Origin of the sequence: Streptomyces shinuiensis (assembly GCF_043660855.1) — a bacterium.
Classification (GTDB): Bacteria; Actinomycetota; Actinomycetes; order Streptomycetales; family Streptomycetaceae; genus Streptomyces.
The window spans coordinates 14,168-36,765 of sequence record NZ_JBIHML010000001.1 but is presented as its reverse complement, the minus strand read 5'-3'; the positions used below and the strand labels follow the sequence as shown (position 1 = coordinate 36,765).

Here is a 22,598-nt window from a genome sequence, read left to right as displayed (position 1 = left end):
TTTTCCGACCTCGGTTTGAGCAGGCCGCGTGCGGAGTGAGGACGGTCTGGACCAGGCTGGTGATGCGGGTGGTGGAGCACCGCGGCTTGTGTGGGAGTCGCCAGGCCTTCAGGGTGGCCATGGCCTGCTCGGCGAGGGCCCGGATCTTCGCGTGCGAGTGGTTGACGGCCTGCTGGCCGGTGGACAGCGCCTCCCGGCGCCCCCGTAGGGAACCCGCACGGCGGGGCCGGCGCATCGGTGGCCTTTGATGCTCCTACAGGGATCAGCCCAGCACTCCACCCCGGCTCCCTCTCGGAGGGCAGGGCGTCCGGCCGTGCCGCGCCGGCGGAAGGACGCGGTGCCCGGGACGTCCGGTTCCTGACACGGGCCGATGGGGTCGGACGCACCCGCGCGGCGGGCCGTCCGTGAAGGAGCCGAGTCCGGCGGGCAGTTCGTCCGGGTGTCACAGAGCCAGCCACACCGCAGTGTCGCCCGGCAGGCGGCTCCCCTCCAGCTCCTCGCTGACCAGGAGCACCTCGCTGTGGGCGGGCAGCGTCACCGGCTCGCCGGAGAGGTTCGCCACGCACCGGAACCCAGGGGTGCGGACGAACGACAGCACAGGGTCGTCCGGAGCGCTGTCCCAGGTGAGCGTGCCGTCCCCGAGCGCCGGGTGGTTGCGGCGCAGGGCCAGTGCCGACCGGTACAGGTTCAGCATCGACGACGGATCGCGGTTCTGGGCCTCGGCCGTCAGCGGCTTCCACGCGTCGGGCTGAGGGAGCCAGGGCGGCGTCCCGGTGCCGTCTGAGCTGAATCCGAACGGCGGGCCGTCCCCACTCCACGGCAGCGGGACACGGCAGCCGTCACGCCCCCGGTCGGTGTGCCCGGAGCGCTGCCAGGTGGGATCCTGGAGCAGTTCCTCGGGAAGGTCCTCGACCTCCCACAGACCCAGTTCTTCTCCCTGGTACAGGTACGCGCCGCCGGGCAGGGCGAGGGTGAGCAGGGCGGCGGCCCTGGCCCGGAGAGCGCCGAGCCGCAGGTCCGCGGGCCCCCGCAGGTCCGCAAGTGAGTGCACCGGCCCGTCCGGCTGCGGCCTGGCGTAGCGGGACACGTGCCGGGCGACATCATGGTTGGACAGCACCCAGGTGGCCGGGGCGCCGACCGCGCCGAGCGCGGTGAGCGACTCGTCGACGACGCGGCGCAGGTGGCCGGCGCGCCAGGGCGCCGTCAGGTAGTCGAAGTTGAACGCGGTGTGCAGTTCGTCGGGTCGGACGTAGCGGGCCAGCCGCTCGGGGAAGCCCGCCCACGCCTCCGCGACGAACGCGCGGGGATCGTCGTACGCGTCGGCGACGGTTCGCCAGCCCTGGAAGATCTCATGCACCTCCTCGCGGTCCCAGTGCGGATGGTCCAAGTCGCCCGCCCCTTCCAGGAGCTTGCCGTCGAGGGAGCCGATGTCGGGCAGACCGGGCGCCTTCACCAGGCCGTGCGCCACGTCGATGCGCACTCCGTCGACGCCTCGGTCGAACCAGAAGCGCAGGATCGACTCGAACTCGGCCCGCACCTCGGTGTCGTCCCAGTTCAGGTCCGGCTGCTCGGGGGCGAACAGGTGCAGGTACCACGGGCCCGGCGAGCCGTCGGGCTCGGTGATCCGGGTCCAGGCGGGACCGCCGAAGACGCTTTTCCAGTCGTTGGGCGGCAGTTCGCCTCCTGGGCCGCGCCCCGGCCGGAAGATGTAGCGTTTCCTGGTGGGGGAACCGGGCCCGCCGGACAGCGCCTCACGGAACCACGCGTGCGCGGACGAGGTGTGGTTCGGCACGATGTCGATGAGGACGCGCAGTCCGTGCTCGTGCGCCTCCTCCACCAGTGCCCGCGCGTCGTCCAGCGTGCCGAAGACCGGGTCGATGTCCCGGTAGTCCGCGACGTCGTAGCCGCCGTCGGCCATGGGGGACGGGTACCAGGGGGTCAGCCACAGCGCGTCGACGCCGAGTCCGGCGAGGTACGGAAGGTGCTGCCGCACTCCGGCGATGTCGCCGATACCGTCGCCGTCGCCGTCGGCGAAGCTGCGGATGTACACCTCGTAGATGACGGCGTCGCGCCACCAGTCGGCGGTGGTCCGGGCGAATGCCACGTCTCTCCTCAGGGCGTGATCGGGATGTCGGACGGGGGCCGGTTGCCTGACGGCTCCCGCGACGGTTCCCTCGGCGGTCCCATGTCGGAGGACCGGCACCAAGATCACCGCGCAGGCGGTGCCGGACCCGCAAGCGGCCCGTCGGTTGAAGGCTTTCCACAACTGTCTGCCCGCCCCGCCGCCGAAGATGTCAGCGGAGGGCACGTGGGGTGGGGGAGGGGCTGGAACCGGCCGAGACCCTCACCCGGCTCGAGACCGCGGGGAAGTCCCGCAGCGGCCACGGGCGGGGAAGGTTCCGCCACTGGAGTGACACCGACCAGGGCGGCTGCGACACCCGGCGGGAAGTCCTGCTCACCGAAGCGGTCCAGGCCCCGGAACAGGGGGAGGGGTGTGCGCTGGCCGGCTGGGCGATCGCGGACCATATGCACACCGATCTCGTCATCGACGCCCTGGCCGCCGCCGAGCTCACCCGCGGCAGTCTCGCCGGAGCGGTCCCGCACACCGACCACGGATCCCAGTACACCAGCCGGGCCTTCGCCGACACCTGCCGCCGGGCAGGTACCCGGCAGTCCATGAGCGCGATCGGCCCCAGCGCGGACAATCGCAGCGACGATGGCAGCACCTCCGCTAGCGGCCAAAGTGGTGAGCGACTCCCCCAGCGTGGGGCCTCCCTGAGCCGGTTCCGCAAGGGGCGATCACGGTGCGGTACGGCCCGCCTCCCGTATCCGGACGAAGTAACACGGCTTGCAGAGCGGGGGACGGGTTTGTGTGGCCGTCAGTCTCGGTGGGGTGACACGGCGAAGGCACGGCTGAGGTTTCCGGCTGTCGCCAGTGGGACGTCCGTCACCTGTGCCTGGTTGCGGACGATCCCGATGTCTTGTGCGAACCCATCGGGATTCCGGTCGGCCTGCGACCGGGTGCCGAGTATCTGAGTTGCGTTACAGGAACCTTGCCGCTGTAGGTGACCGCATCACCGAACTGCGGGAGGGTGTTCGACCGTCACGCCTCCGTCCGCTCCCTGGAGCGGTACGCCCGCCACAGCGTCGACACGGTCGCTCGATACGTCGCTGAGCGCGGCCCCGCTGCCCGCCGACGCGAACGTGCCCCTCGCCGTTTGCGGCTGGTGACAGTGTTCTTACCGGCACCCCGTATCCGGGTCAGCCAGTCGTGATGGCGAAGGGCCCGTTGTCCGCGAAGACGAGATTGGCGAAGTTCTCGCCGATGCGGCGGTGTCCTCCGGGGCCGGGGTGGATCGCGTCCGGCAGGGGGAACTCGTCGTGGTCGCTCTGGCCGTAGAGGTCGAGTCCGTCGAGGTAGTGGAGGTTGTGGTCTTCGGCGGACCGCTGCTTGACGATGTCGGCCAGGACGTCGCGGACGATCGTGAGCGTCAGCCGTCCGGCGGCGGTCTCGGCCGGATCACCGGTGGCCTTGAACTTCAGGGTTCCACTGGAGAGGTCCGGCATGAGAGGTCCGGGGGTGTTCTCGTGGGTCGGACACAGGACAGGGGAGATCAGGAGCAAGGGGGTTGTGGGGTGGCCCTCGCGGATGGTGTCGAGGAAGCCGTGGATGGCGGGGGCGAAGGCGCGCAGGCGCATGGCGTCGCTGTTGACGACGTTGATGCCGAGCTTGAGGCTGATCAGGTCTGCCGGGGTGTCGCGCATCGCGCGGGCGGTGAACGGGTCGACCAGTGCGCTGCCGCCGAATCCGAGGTTGATCAGCTCCACATCGCCTGCGGAGGCGGCCAGGGCGGGCCAGATGGTACTGGGGAAGACGGCGTTGGATCCGTGGCTGATGGAGCTGCCGTGGTGCAACCACACCCGGCGCCCGGTCTTCGGGGCCGGCTCGACGGGGGCGTCGGCGCGAAGGGCGATGACCTCGGTGATCTCCGCGTGCGGGAGCCAGATCTCGATGTCCTTCTCGCCGGTGGGGAGGTCGGTGAAGTGGGCGGTGCCGGCGGAGCCCGGGGTGAATTCCGCGGTCTGGGTCTGCATGTCGGTGATGGTGCGCAGGTTCCCGCCGTCCACGGTGGCCTGGGCGGTGAGGCGGCCGTCGGCCAGGAGATCGTAGATGCCGTCCGGCGGGGGCGGGAAGCCCCGGTAGACGCGTTTGGTCGGCAGGGTGTCCAGGCGGATGGTGGTGGCGCTGGTACGGAAGGCCAGCCGGACACCGGAGGGCTGGGCCTCGGCCACGGCCAGCCGGTCGTCGGGGATCTGGCGGCGCGCCCAGGCAGGCAGCCGGTGCGGCAGCAGGCCGCGGGCAGTCTCTTCCACGTCGAGGTGTCCGCACAGGAAGTCGGCGGTGATGGGGGTGGTGATCAAGTTCTGTTCGGTGCTCATCGCCTCAAGCCTTTTCGTTCTGAGGTGGGGTGTCGGGTCGGTATGGGGCAGCCGTCGCGGGTGACGCGGCCGGTCAGGGGGTGGATCGGCTCCGCAATGCGGTGTCGAGGCGGTCCAGGGTCCAGGCCCAGGACTGCTGCGCGGCGATGTCGGTGTGGTCGAAGGCGCCGGCTGCCTCCAGGGAGGCGTAGCCGTGGAAGACGCTGCCCAGCATGCGGACCGCGTGCGTCTGGTCCGGCTCAGCCAGGTCGTAGCCGCGCAGGATCGCCCGTGTCATCTGCGCGTGCCGGACGCCGGCGCTGGCCGCGGCGGTCTGCGGGTCGAGCCGGTACCGCGCTGCTTCGTACCGGCCGGGGTGCGCCCGGGCGTAGTCCCGGTAGGCGTTCGCGAAGGCCGTCAGGGCGTCCTTGCCCGCGCGCCCCGCCACCGCGTCGGCGACCCGGTCGGCGAGTTCCTCCAGAGCGAACAGCGCGATCCGGGTCTTGAGCTCGTGGGAGTTCTTCACGTGCGCGTACAGGCTCGCTGGCTTCACGTCGAAACGCCGGGCGAGCGCGGACAGGGTCACCTGGTCGAAACCGGCCACATCGGCGAGTTCCGCACCAGCGAGCGTCAGCCGCTCCGGGCTCAGTCCTGCCCGAACCACAACCATCACCTACTCTCAGTATAGCTATGACCAGTATGCATCTGCCTACAGCCTATAGGTAAATGGTGTATCATCTTAAGGTTTTGCGTACTCTGCCGAATGGGGCGAGCGCGACGGCAGAGTCGGCGAAGCCGCACGGGCGCCCCCTGAACCGCACAAACGGTCCCACTTTTCAAAGGTGGTTGCTCTGGTCATTCGTAAGACCGGAGGGCCCAGGGGTTCCGGGTATGGCTGTCACAGGCGCGCCGTTGGCAGGACTGAAAGGACTCGGCCGCCCGGAGCCCCGCGACGACTCCACCGCCAATTGGGAGACGCGACTCCGATCGCTGCTGTGGGACAACGTCGGCGAGGTCGTCTGCGGGCGACGTGTGAGGCGGTGAGCCGGCGGAGGTGACCGTGCCCGAGATCCGGGCCGACGTGGACATCGGCAAGGCGCACCACCACTGTGTGGTGATCAATGCGGATGGTGAACGGCTGTTGTCCCGCCGGGTCCTGAACGACGAGACCGAGCTGCTTGAGCTCATCGGCGACGTCCTGGCGATATCCGCCGGCGTGCTGTGGGCCGTCGACCTCAACTACGGTGGCGCCGCCCTGCTGATCGGTCTGCTCCTCGGACACGACCAGCCGATGGCCTACCTCACCGGCCTGGCGGCCCACCGGGCCTCGGCGACGTACCGCGGCGAGGGCAAGACGGATGCCAAGGACGCCTTCGTCATCGCCGACCAGGCCCGCGTCCGCCATGACCTGGGCCTGCTGCGGTCCGGCGACGAGATCGCTGTCGATCTGCGCACGCTGACCACCCGACGGCTGGACGTGGTTTTCGACCGGACTCGGCAGATCAACCGCCTGCGGGCTCAACTGCTGGAGATCTTCACTGCGTTGGAACGGTCCCTGGGCCTGGTCAACAAGGGGCCGGTGATGTCGCTGACCGGGTACCAGCCCCCGGCCGCGATCCGCCGCGCGGGTGCGAAGCGGATCGAGGACCTGGCCGAGGAACCGCAAGGTCCGTGGTGCCGCCGCGCAGGCTCAGTACACCGCGCTGCCTGGCGAGATAGCTGGCCGCCGCCATGGTGGTCCGCCTCGCGAAGAGGGTGATGGACCTCGATGAGGAGATCGCCGAGCTCGACGCCCTGATCGAGGCCAGGTTTCGCGAGCACCCGCACGCAGAGGTGGTCCGCAGCCTGCCTGCATGGGTGCCAAGCCCGGGTGTACGAGCGCTGATCAGAGCTCCGGGGCACCAGAGGGCGGCTCGTTCCGCCGGTGGCCGGGGGCTCTGGGCGGTAGCGGCCTTCGGACCTACGATGAGCGGCATGTTGCCTGATGCCTCCCCGTCCTCCGTGTGGCCGGTCCTGCACTACGACGACACGAGGGCGGCGTTGCGCTTCCTGGTCGACGTGCTGGGCTTCACGGAGGTGATCGCCGCGCCGGACGAACACGGTGGGATCGGGCACGCCGAGCTGCGCTGGCCTGGCGGTGGTGCGCTGGTGTTCGGATCGACCCGGCACACAGACAGCGTGCACGGGCGGATGCGGGCGGGCACCAGCGCGGTCTACGTGGTGAGCGACGACGTCGACGCAGTACACCAGCGGGTGGTCGATGCCGGCGGCGAGGTTCTCGAAGCGCCGCATGAGACCCGGTTCGGATCGGGCGCCGTGGCGTACGTGTGCACGGTGCAGGACCCGGAGGGCAACCTGTGGACTTTCGGCACCTACCGCGGCCCTTCACCGGAGTGGAGCGTCAGGACGAGACGGGAGGACCTCGGCCTGTAGGTCCGGGGTCCTCTGCTGTGGGCTTGCGGGCGGGGCCAGTTGCTGCCAGCGAGTTCGCCGGTGAACTTGCCGTGGAGGTCTGCGCCGGGGTCGTTCAGACCGGTGATCCAATGACGCTCTTGCCACGCCGGGCGGAGGCGTGTTCCGTTGCGCAGGCCGTACCCGCTCGTCTCCCGCCGGTCCTCTCCGCCGAGGCGGGGGTGTTCCGTTCCGGTTGCCGTTGGTCCTGGTGGGTGAGAGTGGGCCGGGCCGCCGCCCTGAGCGGGGCCGAGGAGAAGGGACTGGCGTGCGGTACGGCAGGCATGGAGTGCCGAGGGTACCGGCGGCGGTGGCCGAGACCGCCCGTACCCTGGACCGCTTGGACCTGTCGGCGATTCTCGACCGCCTGCCCGCAGACCATACCGAAGCGGCGCAGGACTGTGGGCTGCCAGGCCTCATCGGAGACCCGCGCGCCTACCTGACCGAACACGTCAACACGCTGCGGAGCTTCCACACCACCGCGCCCCGGCGGGCCCCGGACGGTCACCGACGAGCAGGTCGACGCCGTGGTCACCAGAATGCTGGAGACCACGCCGAAGAACGCCACCCATTGGTCGACGCGGGCGATGGCCCAGCAGATGGGCCTGTCGCAGTCGACCGTGTCGTGGATCTGGCGGGCCTTCGGCCTGCAGCCCCACCGTAGTGAGACCTTCAAGCTGCCCACCGACCCGTACTTCATCGACAAGGTCCACGACGTGGTCGGCCTCTACCTCGACCCGCCGGAGCGGGCGCTGGTGTTCTGCATGGACGAGAAGTCCCAGATCCAGGCCCTGGACTGCTCCCAGCCGGTGCTGCCGATGATGCCCGGGGTCCTGCAGCGGATCACCCACGACTATGTGCGGGCGGGCACCACCACGCTGTTCGCCGCCCTGGAGGTCGCCACGGGGAAGGTGATCGGCTCCCTGCACCGCCGGCACCGCGCCGAGGAGTTCAGGAAGTTCCTCATCAAGCTCGACCGGGAGGTCCCGCAGGGCCTTGAAGTGCATCTGGTGCTGGACAACTACGCCACCCACAAGACCCCGGCCATCAAGACCTGGCTGCTGGCCCATCCCCGCTTCCACCTGCATCTCACCTCCACCGGATCGTCCTGGCTGAACCTGGTCGAGCGATGGTTCGCCGCTCGGTGCAGGCGCTGGAGCAGGACATCCGTGCCTGGATCGCCGCGTGGAACACCGACCCGAAGCTCTACGTGTGGACGAAGACCGCGGACGAGATCCGCGAACGCCTCGCCGGATATCTGAATAGAATTCCCGACTCAGAAGACTAGACGGTGTCCCGTAACTGCTGGTCACGGGCGAGATGATCTTGTGGTGGCTGGTGTGATCACGGCGTCGGAGCCGTCCTGGACAGCCCCGTTCACCAGGCTGAGCCCGCGGCAGTTCGGCAAGCTGATCACCGCGCTGCGACGTGAGGGCGCCGATCCGGTCCGCCGGGGCCGGCACTGGAGCCTGCCGCTGGAGGACCGGGTGCTGCTGGTGGCCGCGTACTGGCGCACCAACCTCACCCTGCGCCAACTCGCCCCGCTGTTCGGCATCTCGAGGTCGGCCGCCGATCGGATCGTCGACCACCTCGGGCCGGCTCTCGCGCTCCGGCCCCGCCAGCGGTTCCGCACGGACACCGTGCTCATCGTGGACGGCACGCTGGTGCCCACCCGCGACCGGACCGTGGCCGCCTCCAGCAAGAACCACCGCTACTCCACCAACCACCAGGTCGTCATCGACGACGACACCCTCCCCCAGACTCCGTCCGGGGGGACCCCCACCGCCGTTGCCGTCGGGCGGCCGCTGCCGGGCAACCGCAACGACTGCCGGGCCTGGGAGGAGTCCGGTGCCAAGGGTGCCGTCGGCACCACGCCTGCGGTGATCGCCGACGGCGGTTACCGCGGCACCGGACTGCTCATCCCGCACTACCGACGACACCGGGACGAGGACCTGCCCGCCTGGAAGGAGGAGCACAACGCCTCCCACCGCCGGGCCCGTGCCCGCGTCGAGCACATCTCCGCCCGGATGAAGACCTGGAAGATCCTCCGCGACTGCCGCCTCAAAGGTGACGGCGTTCACCACGCCATGCGCGGCATCGCCCGCCTGCACAACCTGGCCATCGCCGGGTGACAGACAAACGAGCAGGTCAGCAGACATGTCCCTGAGAATTTACGGGACAACCTCTAGGGTTCGCACTTTTTGGCGACCATCCCTTGACACTCTGTAGCGCTTTCCCTAAGCTCCAGTTCGAGTTTGGTTGCACGGCATGCCAGAGGTATTCCGGTTGCACTCCGCGGCCGGAGAACAGTTCGATGAACCGTTTCGGAAGTCATCGCGTAGGATTGTCCGGAATTACCGCACAGTGCACCGAAGGCCTATGTGGCCCAGGATTCCGCGCCGGTGGTGCAGACCGCCGGATCGAATGGTCCCGTAACTCTTTCCGGAATCCCGCACAGAAAGGCGTCCATTTGAGGGCGCACGTGAACGAGGAGTTCCGCACGGGTCGACAGTTACGCCGTTGACCGAATTCTGACGGGGGAAGCATTGAGTGTTCGCGAGTCCATGCCGACAGAGGGCGCGAGAAAGCAGGATGTGCCGTTATCTGCACTACGGGTGCCGACGGGTGGGATTGCGCCTGACGTGACCGTTCCTCCGATGTCCGGGCAGCTCACACCGGCGGGGGAACCGGGCGACGGCGGATGGAGAGAGCCTGTCCTGGGAATCCTCGGAGGTCTGGGTCCGCTGGCCACGGCCGATTTCCTGCGTACCTTCTATGAGACGAACATGACTGCGTCCGAACAGGATCTGCCGCGCTGTATCGTCGATTCCGACCCCGGTATTCCGGACCGCACCGAGGCCATTCGCAGTGGTGTCGAACGGCCTCTGCTGGAACGTCTCAACGAGAGAATACGAGGACTTCTGGAGGCCGGTGCGACCAAGGTAGTTCCAACCTGCGTCACCGTGCACCACTTCCTTCGAAAACTGGATCCCGCGGTTACCGCGCGTACCGTTTCCCTGATCGACGTCGTCATCGATGAACTGCGTTCCACGGCCGGCCCCCTGCTCATGCTGTGCACCCATGGGACACGGCTCGGCCGGATATTCGAGAAATCCCCGGGATGGCCGGAGGTGGCGGACCGTGTCGTGTGGCCCGACGCGGAACTCCAGGAATCGGTGCACCATCTGATCTACCTGATGAAACGCGCCGGAAAACAGCCCGGCATGACGGACACCGTCGAGCGGTGGCTGGATGGCACCGGATGCCCCGCAGTGATCACGGGGTGTACCGAGTTCCACCTGCTGACCGGAGAACTGGCACGGCGCCGGGGGCCGGACGCGATCGTCGATCCGCTGCGCTCGGTCGCCGCCGACCTGAGACGGACCGTCGGCGGCGGGACACGGCCGGAACCGGCACCGACCCCGTGACGCCGACCGCGCGAGTCGTTCGGAGAACCGTTCGGGACATGACGGGGGAGAGCAACATGCGTGAAGCACACGTTCGCCTGTCCGGGAAGCAGGAGACGCCCAGTGGGGACTTCGCGGCAACACCGCTCGGTGTGCAGCGGGCCGGCACCGGACGCACCGACCGCCGCCGTACCACGGCCGGGGTCGGCACCGACCGGACCGCCGTGCTGCGGGCGGTCGCCCGGCGAGCCGGGGTCGGTCTGTCCCCCCTGCTGGTCACCGCCTGGACCCTGCTGCTGACCGAGTACTGCGGTACTCGCGAGGTGGTCTTCGGGCTCGCCGGGGAGGACCGCCCGCACGACCCCGTGGCCGTGCGCCTGAGCGTCGGCCGTGGAACCCCGCTCGGCGAGCTGCTGGATACGGTTGCCGGGCGGCGGTACCCGCACGCCCTGTGGTCGGCGCTGCGGGACGCCTTCCCGGACCCGGACGGAAGGCCGGCGTTCGGCACCCTGCTGGAGATCACCGAGGAGCGCGGGCGGGCCGAGGCGGCCGCGGGCAGGGCGAGCACCCCCGGCGGGGAGCAGCCGCAGGACGGACCGGACCGGCGTTGCCCCCTGCGTGTGCGGATCACCACCGGCGAGGCGCTGACCGTGGTTCTCGACCACAACCGCGACGAGATCGACGACGACGCGGCCGACCGGATCGCGGGCCACCTGTGCCACCTGCTCGACGTGCTCGCCCGGACGCCGCCCGAGACCCCCGTCGGCCGCCTCACCGCCCTGTCCGAACCCGAACTGCGGCGCATCGTCCACGACTGGAACGACACCCGCGTCCCCGACGACGACCCGGCCTGCGTCCACGAGCTCGTAGAGCGTCAGGCGGCCCGCACTCCCGACGCGGTGGCCGTCCTCCAGGGCGGCGACCGGCTGACGTACGCCGAACTCGACCGCGCCGCCGACACCGTGGCCCGCAACCTCGTTGCGGCCGGAGCCGGTCCCGGTCAGTTCGTCGGCATCCACATGGACCGCACGGTGCACACCGTGGTCGCCCTGCTCGGCATCCTCAAGTCCGGAGCGGCCTACCTGCCCGTCGACCGCTCGCTGCCCCGAGACCGCGTCCGGCACCTCTTGGCCGCGCTCGACTGCACCACGGTGGTCACCAGCCCGGCTTGCGTACCGGAACTGCGCTCCCTGTACGCCGAACTGCCCGCGCTGAAAACCCTGTTATGGCTCGGTCCCGGTACGCCGGAGGAGACGCCCGCCGAGGGCTCCGGCCCGGCCGTGCGCTCGGCGCTGGAACCGGCCCCGGGTCTCGCACCCGTTCGCGCCCGGCCCGACGACCTCGCCTACGTCATCTTCACTTCCGGCTCAACCGGTGCGCCAAAGGCCGTGACACTCAGCCACGCGCCGGTGGTCAACCTGATCCGCTGGGTCAACACCACCTTCGCCGTCGGACCGGCCGACCGCGTCCTGTTCGTCACCGCGCTGGGCTTCGACCTGTCGGTCTACGACGTGTTCGGCATGCTTGCCGCGGGCGGCTCCGTCCGCGTCGCCACCGACGGCGAACGGCACGACCCCCGGCGCCTGCTGACCGTCCTGGACACCGAGCCGATCACCTTCTGGGACTCGGCGCCCGCCGCTCTCCAGCAGCTCGAACCGCTCTACTTGCTGCGTCCGGCCCCGCCCGCCTGCACGCTTCGCCTGGTCTTCCTCAGCGGCGACTGGATCCCCCTCACCCTGCCGGACACCTGCCGTGCCGCGTTCCCCGGTGCCGAGGTGGTGGCGCTCGGCGGCGCCACCGAGGCCGCGGTCTGGTCCAACCACCACCGCGTCGGCCGGGTCGATCCGGCCGGGCCCAGCATCCCCTACGGACGGCCGATCCAGAACGCCCGCTACCACATCCTGGACGAGGACCTGCGGCCGGTGCCCGTAGGCGTGCCCGGCGACCTCCACATCGGCGGCGAGTGCCTCGCCCTCGGCTACCACGGCGACCCGGGACTCACCGCCGTCAAGTTCGTGCCCGACCCTTTCTCGGACCGGCCCGGCGCCCGTCTGTACATCACCGGGGACCGGGCGCGGTACCGGCCCGACGGCACCATCGAGTTCCTCGGACGCCGGGACGGCCAGGTCAAGGTCAGCGGCTTCCGGATCGAACTGGGCGAAGTCGAGGCCCAGTTGGCGGCCCGCCCCGAGGTGGCCAGCGCCGCCGCGGCCGTGCACACCGCCCACGGCGGCCAGCGGCTCGTCGCCTACGTCGTCCCCGTGCCGGGGCGGACGGCCGACCCCACGGAACTGCGCACCCACCTCGCCGAGCGGTTGGCCGCGTTCATGGTGCCCTCCGACGTGCTGGTGCTGGAGGAGTTGCCGGTCACGGCCAACGGCAAGCTGGACCGCGGGGCGCTCCCGGCCCCGCCCGCCCCCGGACCTGCCGGACGCGCCCATGTGCCGCCGCGGACCGCGGCGGAGGAGGCGGTCGCCGCGATCTGGGCGGACGTGCTTGACGTCGAACGCGTCGGTGCCGAGGACGACTTCTTCGCCCTCGGCGGGCAATCCCTGGTGGCCACACGGATGATCGCCCGGCTGCGGGTGCTGCTGGACGTCGACGTCCCGCTGCCGCGGCTGATGGACCACCCCCGGCTGGCGGACTTCGCCCTGGTGGTGGAGGAGACCCTCGCTGAACGGCTGGACGACCTCGACGAGGCGGACGGTCCGGGCGGCACCGACGGTCCGCACGAGGAGCCGGAGGACCCCGGTGGGCGACTCGCCGGCGGCGTCAGGTGAGCACGTTCGACATCGAAGGGGAGGGGAGTTCCGTCATGGGACACGTCGATTCGTCCGGCGCCCCGCGGTCCGGGAGCCGTCGGGCGGCCCTGGAGCGCAGGCTGCGCGAGGCCGCGCGGAGCGGCGCGGCCCGCACCCGCACCGTCGAACCGGTGCGGGGCGAGAGGACGGCCTCGTTCGCCCAGCGGCGCATGCTGTTCCTGGACGAGCTCCATCCCGCCGCGACCAACTACCACGTGCCGCTGCCGCTGCGCGTGGACGGCCCACTGGACGCCGACGCGCTGGATGAGGCGCTGCGTGAACTGGAGCGGCGCCACGAGGTGCTGCGCACGGTCTACCGGCGCGAGGGCACCGAGGAGATCCAGGAGGTGCGCCCGGTCTCCTTCCGACTGGAGTGCGAGCATCGGCCCGAGATCACCCCGCGGGAGGTCAACGACCGGATTGTCGCCGAGCTGCACCGCCCCTTCGACCTGCGGCGCGGTCCCGTCTGGCGCGGTCTGCTCATCAGCGGTGGTGACGGCCACGGCTCCGGCGGCGAGCATCACCTGCTGCTGACCTTCCACCACATCGCCTTCGACGGCTGGTCCGTCGGCGTGGTGCAGCGGGAACTGAGTGCCCTCTACTGTGGTGATCCGGTGCCCGAACTCCCCGTCCAGTACGGGGACTACGCCGTGTGGCAACGCCGCCACGCGGACGCCGGCGGCCACCGCGCGAGCCTGGAGCACTGGCGCGACCGGCTCGACGGTGCCCCCGCGCGCCTGGACCTGCCCGCCGACCGCCCCCGTCCTGCCGAGCCCACCGGGGCGGGCGGCTGCGTCCGCACGTCGCTGGACCCCGGTCTGGCCGAGGCGGTGCGCGCCCTGGCCCAGGAGCGCTCGGCCACCCCGTTCATGGTGCTGCTCGCAGCCTTCCACGCGCTGCTGGCCCGTTACTCCGGACAGGACGACATCCTGGTCGGGGTGCCCGTCGCGGGCCGCCTCCTGCCCGAAGTGGAGCCACTCGTCGGGGTGTTCACCAACACCGTGGTGATCCGTGCCGAGGATGTCGGACGGCGCTCCTTCGGCGGCCTGGTCGATCACACCAGGGAGCGGACTCTGGAGGCGCTCGCCCACCAGGACGTTCCCTTCGAGCAGGTCGTCGAGGCGCTCGCCCCAGACCGCGATCCCAGCACGCCTCCGGTGTTCCAGGTGATGTTCAACTGGAACAACACACCGCGCGAGCCGGTCCGGCTGGGCGCGGCGACGATGACCGAACTGCCCTGCCAGGACCTGGGCACCAGCCGCTTCGATCTGCTCCTGGACGTGGACGAGCAGGGCGGCGAGGTGGCGCTGGAGTTCGAGTACGGCCACGACCTCTTCGACGAGGCCACCGTCGCCCGCATGGCCGGGCACTACCTGCGGCTGCTCACCGCCGCGGTGAAGGACCCCGGCCGCCCGGTGGACCGGCTGCCGCTGCTCACCGACACCGAACGCGAAAGGCTCACCACCGGCTGGCAGGGCCGGTCCACCGGGTATCCCGGCCCTGGCGACCTGGTGGCGCTCATCGAGGAGCGGGCGGCCTGCTCCCCCGGCGCGCTCGCGCTGGTCCACCGCGGCCAGCGCCTCGACCACGCCGAGCTGCACCGGCGCGCCAACCGGCTGGCCCACCACCTGATCGCGGCGGGCGCCCGCCCGGACCACCCGGTCGCCGTCCTGCTGGAACGATCCGCCGAACTGGTGATCGCCCTCCTCGCCGTGCTCAAGTCGGGCGCCCCCTATCTGCCGCTCGATCCGGAGCACCCACCGCACCGGCTGGCCGCCGTCATCACCGGCGCCGACGTCGCACTGGCCGTCACCACCGGCGCGCTGGCCCCCGCCCTGGTCGGCACCCCCGCCCGGACGGTCGTCCTGGACGACGACGCCGAGGCCGTCCGCGTCGCCGCCCGGCCCGACACCCCGCCCGGCGTCCGCCCGCACCCCGACCACCTCGCCTACGTCATCCACACCTCGGGCTCCACCGGTGCCCCGAAGGGCGTGATGGTCAGCCACCGCGCGATCCGCAACCGGCTGCTGTGGGCCCAGGAGGAGTACGGCCTGACCGCCGACGACGTGGTGCTCCAGAAGACCGTCGCCACCTTCGACGTCTCGGTTTGGGAGTTCTTCTGGCCCCTGCTCGCCGGGGCCTGCCTGGCCGTCGCCGAGCCCGGCCGCCACCGCGACCCCGCCCATCTGCGCGAACTGATCCTGTCCGCCGAGGTCACCACGGTCCACTTCGTGCCGTCGATGCTGCGGGAGTTCCTGCGCGACCCCGTCTCGGCGCGCTGCACCGGTCTGCGGCGGGTGCTGTGCAGCGGCGAGACGCTGCCCGCCGACCTGCGCGCCGCGTTCTTCGCCCGCTTTGGCAGCGGACCGCAGGGGCGGCCCGAACTACACAACCTCTACGGACCCACCGAGGCCGCGGTGGACGTCACCGCCCGGCGGTGCGCACCGGACGAGGACGGGCACGCCGTCCCCATCGGCAGGCCCGCCGCCAACACCACCTGCCACGTGCTGGACCGGCATGGCGAGCCGCAGCCGGTCGGCGTGCCCGGCGAACTCCACCTGGGCGGCGTGCAGATCGCACGCGGCTACCTGGGCAGGCCGGACCTGACGGCCGAGCGGTTCGTGCCCGACCCCCTCGGCCCGCCCGGCGGCAGGCTCTACCGCACCGGTGACCTGGCGCGGTGGCGCCCGGACGGCACCCTGGAGTTCCTCGGCCGCGTCGACCACCAGGTCAAGGTCCGCGGCATCCGGATCGAACCCGGCGAGATCGAGGCGACCCTGGCCGAACACCCGGCGACCGACCAGGTCGTGGTGACCGCGGACCGTGCCGGTGAGGCGGGCACCCGGCTGGTCGCCCACCTCACCCCCGCCGACCCCGCGTCCCCGCCCGACCCTGGCGCACTGCGCGCCTGGCTGCGCCTCCGGCTGCCGGAACCCATGGTGCCCTCGGCCTTCGTCGTCCTGGACGCCTTCCCGCTGTCGGCCAACGGCAAGGTCGACCGTCGCCGGCTGTCGGCGCCGGACCCCGACAGCTACCGGCGCGGCGCGTACGAGCCGCCGGCCGGGCCGGTGGAGACCGCCCTGGCCGCCCGCTGGGCCGAGCTGCTCGGCGTGCCCGGCGTCGGACGGCACGACGACTTCTTCGCCCTCGGCGGCCACTCCCTGCTGGCCGCCCGGATGGTGGCCGAACTGGGGGAGGAACTGGGCATCGAGATACCGCTGCGCCTGGTGTTCGACGCGCCCACCGTCGCCGAACTCGGTGCGCAGGTAGCCGGGTTGAACACCGGGAGCGACGGCACGACCGGGGGCGATACGGCCGGGGCCGCCCTGCCGCCGGTCCTGGTCGCCGACGACCCGGTGCCCGAACCCTCCTTCGCCGAGGCCCGCCTGTGGCTGGTCGAACAACTCGCCCCCGGCGATCCCTCCTACACCGTCCCCGAGGCGTACCGGCTGCGCGGCCCGCTCGACGCCGACCTCCTTGCCCGTGCCCTGGACCTCCTGGTGGAGCGCCACGAGGCGCTCCGCACCCGCTACCGCGACCGGGACGGCGCACCCGTCCCCGAGGTCGCCGCGCCGGAACCGGTGACGCTGCGCAGCCGGGACCTGAGCGGGCTGGCGGCGGCCGAGCGCGAGACGGCGCTCCGCGATGAGCTGCGCCGCGCGGCCGGCCACCGCTTCGACCTGCGGACCGGCCCGCTGCTCGCCGCCGCGCTCGTCCACCTGGCCGAGGACGAGCACGTCCTGGCCCTCACCGCGCACCACATCGCCGTGGACGCCCGGTCGGTCCGGTTGCTGGTGCGCGACCTGGACCGGACCTACCAAGCCCTGCTCGACGGACCGGACGTCCCGCTGCCCGCCCCGCCCCCGGTCCGCTACCGGGACTTCGCGCGCTGGCAGCGCGCGCTGGTGTCCGGCGGGGCGCTGGGCCGGGACCTGGCCTACTGGCGCGACCGGCTCGACGGCGTCCCCGCCGCCCTGGACCTGCCCGCCGACCACCCGCGCCCGGCCACCCCCTCGACGGCGGGGGCCGTCCACGCCTTCACCCTGCCGCGGGCGGTGAGCGACGGGCTCGCAGACCTGGCCGCCGGAACAGGCTGCACGCCGTTCATGGTACTGACCGCCGCCTACGCCGCGCTGCTGCGGCGGTACACCGGTCAGGACGACATCGTCCTGACCACCCCGGTGATCGACCGGCCGCGGCCCGAACTGGCCGACGTCGTAGGCATGTTCCTCAACACCCTGCCGCTGCGGGTACGCGTCCCGTGCGAGGCCGCCTTCCGCGAGCTGTGCCGAGAGGTCCGCGAGACCCTCCTGGGTGCCTTTACCCACCGGCGGCTGCCGTTCGACCGGATGGTGGACGAACTCGGACTGGACGCCGATGCGCTGGGCCGCCACACCATCACCCTGGAGAGGCGGGAGGAAGCCACGGCGACCCTCGGCCCGCACGTGGGGCTGACCGAACTCCCGCCCTCGGCGGCACACGCCAAGGCGGAGCTGAACCTCACCCTGGAGGAGGACCGCGACGGCGTCCGAGGCTGGTTCCTCTACCGGACCGACCTCCACGAGCACGACCGGATCGCCCGCATGGCGCGCCACTTCCGGACGCTGCTGGCTGCCGCCGTGCGGAACCCCGACACCCCGGTCCACCGGCTCGCGATACTCACCCCGGCCGAACGCGAGTCGCTGTTGGTCGCAGGCGCCCCCTCCGCGCCGTCGGCGGCGTGCCTGCACGACCTGATCGCCCGGCAGGCCGCCCGCACTCCCGACGCCACCGCGCTGGACGGGCCGGACGGGAGGCTGACCTACCGGCAGGTGGAGGAGCGCGCCAATCAGCTGGCGCACCACCTGTGCGCCCTGGGAACAGGCCGGGGCGACGTGGTGGCCGTGGCGCTGCCGCGCTCGGCCGGACTGGCGGTGGCCCTGCTGGCGGTACTCAAGAGCGGTGCCACCGCGGTGCCCCTGGACCTCACCTACCCGGCGGCCCGCCTGGACCTGCTGCTGACCGACAGCGGAGCGTGCCGGCTGGTCACCGGCGGGAGACCGGACGGTGACGTGGGCGCGCCGGACGCGTTCGGCGGCTTCGACGGCGTGCGGGTGGACCTGGCCGACCCGGCCACTCGGGCGCTGATCGCCGGCCGGCCCGCCGCGCCGCCCGACACCGGGACCACGCCCGCCGACACCGCCTTCGTCTTCTACACCTCCGGCTCCACCGGCCGCCCCAAGGGGGTGCTCGCCCACCACGCGGGCGCTGTCGCCTACCTGGACCACATGGTCCGCGCGTACGGCGTGGGCACGGCGGACACGGTGCTGCAACTGGCCCCGGTGTCCTTCGACGCCTCCGTCCGCGATCTCTTCGGCCCGCTGACCGCCGGGGCCCGGGTGGTGCTGCCTTCCGACGACCAGGCCACCGACCCCGGGGCGATCGCCGGACTGGTCGCCGTCGAGGACGTCACCTGCCTGCTCAGCGTGGTGCCGACCATGCTCCGCGCGGTGCTCGCCGAGCTGGAGGACCGCCCCGGTCCGGCACCCGGCGTCCGCCTGGTGCTGCTCAGCGGGGAGACGCTCGACCACGACGACGCCGCCCGGGCGCGCCGGGCGTTCGCCCCGGACACCCAGGTGGTGAACCAGTACGGGCCCACCGAGTGCACCATGACCTCCACTCGCCACCGGGTGCCGCCCGCCGCGCCGGACGGGACGGCCGGCTCCGGTCCGGTGCCGGCGGGCCGGCCCGTTCCCGGCTGCCGGATCGCCCTGGTGGACGCCGACGGCGAACTCGTCCCGGTGGGCGTCCCCGGCGAGGTGTGGATCAGCGGCACGGGCCTGACCCACGGTTACCTGGGTAGGCCGGACCTGACGGCCGAGCGGTTCGTGCCCGACCCCTTCGGGGGCGTGCCGGGCGCCCGCGCGTACCGCACCGGGGATCTGGCCCGGTGGCGGGCCGACGGCGAACTGGAGTTCCTCGGAAGGCTCGACGGCCAGCTCAAGATCCGCGGCAACCGCGTGGAGCCCGCCGAGGTGGAGTTGGCCCTGCGGGCCCTGCCCGGGGTGGCGGACGCCGCCGTCGTCGCCCACCGCGGACGGCTCGCGGCCTTTCTGGCCCCCGCCGGGCTGGACCTGCCGAGGCTGCGGCGCGCGTTGCGCGACACCCTCCCCGCGCACCTGGTGCCGTCCTGGCTCACGGCCCTGCCCGAGCTGCCGCGCACCCCCAACAACAAACTCGACCGGCGGGCGCTGCCCGAACCGGGCGCGGCGGAGGGGAGGTCGGCGGACACGATGGGTACGGCGCACGCGATGGGACGGCCGCCGGTCTCACCGCCGCGCACCCCGACCGAGTCGGCCTTGGCCGCGCTGTTCGCCGAACTGCTGGACGACGGAAGCCCCTTCGGCCGCGAGGACGACTTCTTCGACCGGGGCGGCCACTCGCTGCTGGCGGCCCGGCTGGCTGCCCGGATCCGTCGGACCTTCGGCGTCGACCTGCCCCTGCGCACGGTCTTCGACGCGTCCGACGTGGCGGTGCTGGCCGCCCGCATCGACGAACGGCGGTCGTCGGCACGGGAGGCGGCGGCGGACGGACCGGTGACGGACGCGCCGGGAACGAACCGGCCGGTCCCGCAGCAGGACGACACCTGGAGGCGGTGCGCCCGACATCCGGGCACCGCGGCCTACAACCTCGGCTTCACCCTGCGTCTGACCGGTCCGCTGGACACCACCGCGCTGCTGCGCGCCCTCGACGCGGTCCACGCCCGCCACCCGGCGCTGCGCACCCGCTTCCCCGGCGACGCCGACGGCGTGGTGCGGTGCCTGCGTGACCCGGTGCGGCCGTTCCCGCTGGAACACCGCGATGTCAGCGGGGAGGACGACCCCGGCGACGCCGGCGTCCGGATCGCCGCGGCGGTGCTGCGTGCGCCGTTCGACCTGCGCGAGGGGCCGCTGGCGCGCGCCACCCTGGTGCGCCGCTCCCCCGGCGACCACGTCCTGGCCTTCGCGGTCCACCACATCGTCGCCGACGGCTGGTCGGTCTCCCTGATCGAGCGGGACCTGGCCGCCTACTACCGTCACCTGGTCTCCGGTGAGCCGCTGGACCTGCCCGACGTCCCCGGCTTCGAGCCGTACGCCGCCCAGCTGCTGGCCCGGCTGGAGGAGCCGGCCACCGCGCGCCGCCTGGCGCAGCGGGCGGCCCGACTGGCGGGTCTGCCCGAGGCGCCGGAGGCGCCGACCGACCGCCCGCGCCCGGCGGAGCCCGCCATGGACGGCGCCACGGTTCCCTTCGACCTCGGCCCGGGCACCGCGCGCGCCGTGCGGCAGCTGGCCCGGGAGGAGGGCGCCAGCACCTTCATGGTGCTGTTCGCCGCCCACCAGAGCTGGCTGCACCGGCTCACCGGCGCGCCGCGCTTCGCGGTCGCGGTGCCGGTGAGCAACCGGCCGGACCCGGTCGCCGAGGATGTCGTCGGACCGTTCGCCGACATCGTTCCGGTCGCCGCCGACCTGCGCGTCCCGGCCGACTTCCGCGCACTGGTGCGTGCCGTGCGCGCGGAGTGCCTGACCGCCTGGGAGTACCAGGACCTGCCCTACGAGGTGCTCACGGAGCGGGTGGCACCCTGCCGGACGATGTTCGCGGTGCAGAACTACCCCTCGGGCGCGGTGTGGCCGCACGGGCTGACCGCCGAGGACGTCGCCGTGGACCGGGGCACCTGCCGATACGACTTCCAGGTGCGCTGCCACGAGGCCGGGGAGGGGATCTCCGGCTGGATCGAGTACAGCACCGAGCTGTTCGACCGCGACACGGTGCGCGGCTGGGCGGACGGGCTGCGCGGCGTCCTGGCCGCGGCCCTGGAAGATCCCGGGGCCCGGCCCTGGGAGGGCGGGGAGGACCGGACGTCAGAGGGAGGCCGGTGAGGTGCGCGTCTTCAACCTGATCTGGTTCGGCCAGCTCGTCTCCCTGATCGGTTCCGCCGTCACCGTCTTCGGCCTGGGAGTCTGGGTCTTCGATACCACCGGGTCGGTCACCTACTTCAGCACCGTGGTGCTGGCCGCGTCCCTGCCCGGGGTGCTGGCACTGCCTGCGGCCGGAGCGCTGGTCGACCGCTGGGACCGCCGCCGGACGATGCTGCTCAGTGACGCCGTGGCCGTCGTCGTCCCGGCCGCGGTCGGCCTGGCGCACCACGCCGGCGTGCTGGTGATGTGGCACGTCTACGCACTGGTGGCGGTGTCCTCGGTGTGCACCGCCTTCCAGTGGCCCGCGTTGTCCGCCCTGGTGCCGGAGATCGTGCCGCCGAACGAACTGAGCCGGGCCAACGGCCGGATCGGTCTCGCCGACGGCATGGGACGACTGGTCGGCGCGGCGCTCGGCGGCGCCCTGTACACGGTGATAGGGCTCTCCGGACTGGTCGCGCTCGACGTGCTGACCTTCTGCGTAGCCGTCGGCACGCTGATCGTGGCCGGACGGTGGAGGGCAGCCGACGGCACCGGCGCGCCGGGGAGGGCGCACGCTGCGGAGGAGGACGGGACGGGGGCGGCGGAGGACGGGCCCGGGCCCCGACGGTCGGTACGCCGGGACGTCGCCGAAGGCTGGCGGTTCATCCGAGCCCGGCGCGGACTGCTCGGCCTTCTGGTGTTCTTCGCGGTGACCAACCTGGCCGTCGAACTCGTCGTGGTGCTGGTCCCGCCACTGGTGCTCAGCATCGGCACCCCGGCGCAGCTCGGCACCGTGGAGGCCGTCGGCTGGGCGGGCATGCTGCTCGTCGGTTTCTACCTCAGCCTGCGCCGCGCGCCCACCCGGCGGGTGGCCGCCATCCTGGCGATCACCTCGGTCAACGGCCTGCTGGTGCTGGCCTGTGGTGTCCACCCCTCGCCCTGGGTGATCGCCGCGGCGCTGTTCGGCGTCCTGGGCGGCTACTCCGTGATCAACGTGGTCACGGCCACCCTGTGGCAGCTGAAGACACCGCGTGAGATGCAGGGCCGCGTCTTCGCGGTGCGCCGTGCCATCGCCTGGTCCACCGGCCCCGTCGCGTACGGACTGGCCGGCCCGCTGGTGGAGTTGGTGGCCCGCCCGCTGGTCTCGTCCGGCGGCGCCCTGGAGACAACGGTCGGCCGGATCACCGGCACCGGCGCGGACATCGCCCTGGTGTTCCTCGGCGCGGGCCTGCTGCTGCTCGCCGCCGTCGCCGTGACCACCGCGCGCCCGCGGGTGATCCGGCTGGAACAGGAAGTGCCCGACGCGCTGACCGCGACGGAGACCCCCGACCACGCGACGAACCACACCAAGGAGGAGACGACTCATGGCGCATGACGACGCGGACGACCGTATCTACAAGGTGGTCGTCAACCACGAGGAGCAGTACTCGATCTGGCCGGAAGACCGGGAGAACCCGGCGGGCTGGCGGGACGCGGGCCACCGGGGACCCAAGGACGAGTGCCTGGCGCACATCGCGCGGGTGTGGACCGACATCCGCCCGCTGAGCCTGCGTCAGCGCTCATGACCGGCACGTCCCGAACGGCGCCGGCGGCGGAATCAGCCGCGC

10 protein-coding genes and 4 pseudogenes are annotated in these 22,598 nt (G+C 72.0%); 10 read left to right on the top strand and 4 right to left on the bottom strand.

Annotated elements, in window-relative coordinates:
* Positions 1-13: 13 nt before the first annotated feature.
* A pseudogene (locus ACGRHY_RS00120) lies at positions 14-285 on the bottom strand (IS5/IS1182 family transposase); the annotation flags it as partial.
* Between the two features lie 157 nt (positions 286-442).
* Positions 443-2,104 carry a glycoside hydrolase family 13 protein gene (locus ACGRHY_RS00115; protein ID WP_394633320.1) on the bottom strand — a complete coding sequence of 554 codons (1,662 nt, stop codon included), beginning with the start codon at positions 2,102-2,104 and terminating at the stop codon, positions 443-445.
* 395 nt (positions 2,105-2,499) lie between these two features.
* Here ACGRHY_RS00115 and ACGRHY_RS00110 point away from each other — a divergent pair.
* Positions 2,500-2,706, top strand: a pseudogene (locus ACGRHY_RS00110) (DDE-type integrase/transposase/recombinase); the annotation flags it as partial.
* A 555-nt stretch (positions 2,707-3,261) separates the two neighbouring features.
* Here the strand turns inward: ACGRHY_RS00110 and ACGRHY_RS00105 are convergent.
* Both ACGRHY_RS00105 and ACGRHY_RS00100 read right to left on the bottom strand, forming a co-directional pair.
* A complete protein-coding gene (locus ACGRHY_RS00105; RefSeq protein ID WP_394633319.1) occupies positions 3,262-4,440 on the bottom strand; it encodes a GDSL-type esterase/lipase family protein in 1,179 nt (392 codons plus the stop codon).
* Between the two features lie 73 nt (positions 4,441-4,513).
* Complete coding sequence (locus tag ACGRHY_RS00100; protein WP_394637866.1) at positions 4,514-5,083, bottom strand: TetR/AcrR family transcriptional regulator; 570 nt, start codon at positions 5,081-5,083, stop codon at positions 4,514-4,516.
* 396 nt (positions 5,084-5,479) lie between these two features.
* Here ACGRHY_RS00100 and ACGRHY_RS00095 point away from each other — a divergent pair.
* The 9 genes and pseudogenes from ACGRHY_RS00095 to ACGRHY_RS00055 all read left to right on the top strand — a co-directional run.
* Positions 5,480-6,274: pseudogene (locus ACGRHY_RS00095) on the top strand (IS110 family transposase); the annotation flags it as partial.
* A 119-nt stretch (positions 6,275-6,393) separates the two neighbouring features.
* Entirely contained in the window at positions 6,394-6,852 is a 459-nt protein-coding gene (locus tag ACGRHY_RS00090; RefSeq protein WP_394637865.1) for a VOC family protein, read from the top strand.
* A gap of 482 nt (positions 6,853-7,334) precedes the next feature.
* Positions 7,335-8,158, top strand: a pseudogene (locus ACGRHY_RS00085) (IS630 family transposase); the annotation flags it as partial.
* Positions 8,159-8,201: 43 nt separating this feature from the next.
* A complete protein-coding gene (locus ACGRHY_RS00080; protein ID WP_394633318.1) occupies positions 8,202-9,002 on the top strand; it encodes a transposase family protein in 801 nt (266 codons plus the stop codon).
* A 525-nt stretch (positions 9,003-9,527) separates the two neighbouring features.
* Positions 9,528-10,298 (top strand): aspartate/glutamate racemase family protein, encoded by a 771-nt coding sequence (locus ACGRHY_RS00075; RefSeq protein WP_394633317.1) that lies wholly within the window; start codon positions 9,528-9,530, stop codon positions 10,296-10,298.
* A 56-nt stretch (positions 10,299-10,354) separates the two neighbouring features.
* Positions 10,355-13,057, top strand: coding sequence for a non-ribosomal peptide synthetase (locus ACGRHY_RS00070; RefSeq protein WP_394633316.1), 2,703 nt, complete (start codon positions 10,355-10,357; stop codon positions 13,055-13,057).
* 35 nt (positions 13,058-13,092) lie between these two features.
* Positions 13,093-20,973 carry an amino acid adenylation domain-containing protein gene (locus tag ACGRHY_RS00065; RefSeq protein ID WP_394633315.1) on the top strand — a complete coding sequence of 2,627 codons (7,881 nt, stop codon included), beginning with the start codon at positions 13,093-13,095 and terminating at the stop codon, positions 20,971-20,973.
* Between the two features lies 1 nt (position 20,974).
* Complete coding sequence (locus ACGRHY_RS00060; protein ID WP_394633314.1) at positions 20,975-22,366, top strand: MFS transporter; 1,392 nt, start codon at positions 20,975-20,977, stop codon at positions 22,364-22,366.
* Positions 22,356-22,556, top strand: coding sequence for an MbtH family protein (locus tag ACGRHY_RS00055; protein WP_093851314.1), 201 nt, complete (start codon positions 22,356-22,358; stop codon positions 22,554-22,556). Before ACGRHY_RS00060 ends, ACGRHY_RS00055 begins: the two co-directional genes overlap by 11 nt.
* Positions 22,557-22,598 lie beyond the last annotated feature (42 nt).